This window comes from Oscillibacter sp. KLE 1745 (genome assembly GCF_000469445.2).
Classification (GTDB): domain Bacteria; phylum Bacillota; class Clostridia; order Oscillospirales; family Oscillospiraceae; genus Oscillibacter; species Oscillibacter welbionis.
In genome coordinates, this window is record NZ_KI271696.1 from 5,557 (window position 1) to 8,531 (window position 2,975).

The 2,975-nt window shown below is 66.2% G+C and carries 3 protein-coding genes; 1 reads left to right on the top strand and 2 read right to left on the bottom strand.

Translation table 11 applies throughout. The features are described 5' to 3' along the window. Window positions 1-2 precede the first annotated feature (2 nt). Window positions 3-1,052 carry an endonuclease/exonuclease/phosphatase family protein gene (locus HMPREF1546_RS04165; RefSeq protein WP_021750784.1) on the bottom strand — a complete coding sequence of 350 codons (1,050 nt, stop codon included), beginning with the start codon at window positions 1,050-1,052 and terminating at the stop codon, window positions 3-5. After that, a complete protein-coding gene (locus tag HMPREF1546_RS04170; RefSeq protein WP_021750785.1) occupies window positions 1,049-2,071 on the bottom strand; it encodes a LacI family DNA-binding transcriptional regulator in 1,023 nt (340 codons plus the stop codon). The genes HMPREF1546_RS04165 and HMPREF1546_RS04170 overlap by 4 nt, the downstream gene beginning before the upstream one ends. Window positions 2,072-2,269: 198 nt before the next feature. Here HMPREF1546_RS04170 and HMPREF1546_RS04175 point away from each other — a divergent pair. Further along, window positions 2,270-2,975 (top strand): LacI family DNA-binding transcriptional regulator (locus HMPREF1546_RS04175; RefSeq protein ID WP_021751724.1); only part of this gene is annotated, 706 nt, incomplete at its 3' end.

The window sequence follows — 2,975 nt, forward strand, 5'->3', positions numbered from 1 at the left end:
ATTCACTTCGCGTCCTTCACTCCCATCCGGCAGGCGGCCCACACCGCGTTGTGGTCCGAGAGCTCCTCCCCCGCAAAGCGGGCCAGGGCGGAGTCCGGCCGGGCAAAGCCACAGTCCGCCGTCCGGGTAGAAAGGGTGCGGCTCTTGGTGGGTGTCATCCCCCGCAGCAGCAGCCAGTCCAGCCGCAGGCCCAGGCATCCGCCGCCCGGCAGGGGCTTGCGCCGGGTTAAAATGGGCGTCTCCGGCACTGCCCGGTAGCCCATGGCCTCCGCCGCCGTCAGGGCAGCCTCATACTGCGCCACGTCTTCCAGACAGCGGCGCTGGAGTGCCGGACTCCCCGCGATCTCCCGGATGGCGTCCTTGTCCCGGCCATCAAAGGTGTTGGTGTTCAGATCTCCCCCCAGCACTACCGGAATGCCGGGAAGCAGTTTCTCCGCCGCACGGAGCACCGCCTCCAGCTGGAGCCGCCGTCCCTCGCCATGGGTGCGGTTCTCCAGGTGGATGGAGGCCACGCCCAGAGGCCGACCGCCCACATCCAGCTCCGCCATCACCGCGCATCGCCCGCCAATCCGGCGCTGGCGGTCGAAGTACCAGTTGTACTGCTCCGGCAGCCGCACGGTCCACGCCCGCCGGATGGGCCAGCGGGAGAACACCGCATTTCCGTGGAAGCCCTTGGGGTCCTCCCCATTCACCAGCTCGATGAACTCCAGGCCGTAGGCGTAGTTCCAGCCGAACCGCTCCGCCAGCTCCCGAGCGGTGTTCCGGCCGCCAGAGCGGACGCAGCCATCATCCAGCTCATTGGCCAGCACCACATCCAGGGGCCGGACGCCCGGGCAGTCCTGAAGAAAGTCGCCCAGCTCCTCCAGGTGGACGCCCCGCTCCATATTGAACACCAGCAGGCCCAGCTCCTCCGGCACCTCCGCCGGGGCCGGCACCGGTGCGCCGATCTCCGTCTCCGAAAACTGGGGGATCATGGCCATCACCGTCTCCTGCGTCTCGTGGTCCAGCAGCGCACCCAGGCGCTGGCGCTCCGTATTGGGGATACCCTTCATAGTGTCCTTCCTCCTTGTGTTCTGGGGGCGCAGGTGGAGCGGACCACCAGCTCCGGCTGGAGCAGGTCCGCTGTCGGCCGCCGGTCCCCCTGAATCTGGCACAGCAGCCGCTCCACGGCGATGCGTCCCTGCTGAAATTTATGCTGCGAAACAGTGGTCAGATGGATACGGGGAATGGCGGCGTAGGAGACGTTGTCATACCCCACCAGGGACAGGTCCTCCGGCACCCGGATCCCCCGCTCTTCCGCCGCCTCCAAAATTCTGAGGGCGGTCAGGTCTGAAAATGCCAGCACGGCGTGGGGCAGCGTCCGCTCCCCGAACAGTGCCAACGCCTGTTCATAGGCCCACTGGCGCAGTTCCCGGGTGTCCGGCGGCGCGGGCAGCACCCGGCCGGAGAGCCCGTGCTCTCTCAGCGCCCGGCGAAAGCCCCGCACCCGCTGCACACGGGTGAGAGAGTCCGCACGCCCACCCAAAAACACCAGGTCCCGGTGGCCCAGCTGCAGCAGATACCGGACGGCGATGGCCGCCCCCGCCTCATTGTCCGCCATCACATAGCTGCACTTCTCCCCGTGGTTCACGCCCAGGTACACGCAGGGAGTGCCCTCCAGCAGGTCGGCGTGCTTGGCCTGGCTCTCCCGGGACAGGGGCGAGATCAGCACGCCGTCGATCTGCCGGGCCAGAAAGTTCTCGATGGCTCGAAGCTCCCGTCCCTCCTCCTGGAGGGAGTTGCTCAACAGCACCCGGTACCCGTTTTCCGCTGCCGTCTCCTCAATGGCAGTGGCGATGCCCGTGAAGTAGGGGTTGGACACGTCCGGCACCACTACCCCCAGAGTGTGGGTGGCCTGCCCCGTCAGCCCCTTGGCGGCGGCGTTGGGCACGTATCCCAGCTGGGCGCAGGCGGCCCGGACCCGTTCCTTGGTCTCTGCGCTGATCTCCGGGCGGTCGTCCAGAGTCCGGGACACAGTGGCCGGGCTGACCCCGGCCAGCGCTGCCACGTCCTTAATGGTCGTCCGCCGCATCCCGTTCTCCCTCCTATTTGTGCAAACGTTTCCAATAGCACCTTTAAGATACCATTCCGGCAGGGAAACTGTCAAGTTTCTTCGTCTGTTTTACTATGTTTTTGTGGGTTTTTAATATATTTTCTCCAGTATCTTCCGGAACGGCATTCTGGTATAATGCTTCTATGAAAAAAGCTGCACAGCAGAAGGAGGACTTTTATGGCCCGCATGACCATCAGGGACATTGCCCGGCTGGCCGGGGTCTCCGTCACCACCGTTTCCCGGGCGCTGAACAATGCGCCGGAGATCAACTCCCAGACCCGGGAGCGCGTGCTCCAGGTGTGCCGGGAACAGGGCTACCGCTCCAACCTGCTGGCTCGGAGCCTAGTCTCCAGCCGGACCCGTGTGCTGGGCGTCATTCTGCCGGAGCTCTCCGGCCCTTTTCACGCCTCCATCGTGCTGCACCTGGAGCGCTACGCCCAGGAACAGGACTACCAGATCATGTTGTGCTGCGGCCGGGTAGGGGGCAGCGAAACCGCCGCCCTGTTCGACTTTCTGGTAAGTCACCGGGTGGACGGCATTCTGCTGGTCAGTGCCAGCAGCGCCGCGCCCGATCTGCTGCGGCGCCACGCACGGGGGACGCCCTCCGTGCTGCTGGGGGATGTGTCCCCGACCGCCACGCTTCAGCGGATCAACGCTGTCAGCACCGACAACTATGTAGGCGGCGCCATGGCGGCCGGATACCTCTCCCGGCTGGGGCACCGGCGGGTGCTGTATCTGGGTCCCCGGCGGGACAGCGTCACCCATGTGCTCCGGCACCAGGGCTTTCTCACCATCGCCAGGGAGCGGGGCATGGAGGTGGAGACCGTCTTCAACCCCGGCGCCGTCTCCTCCGCCCCCAACGGCTACCGGCTGGCCAGGCAGG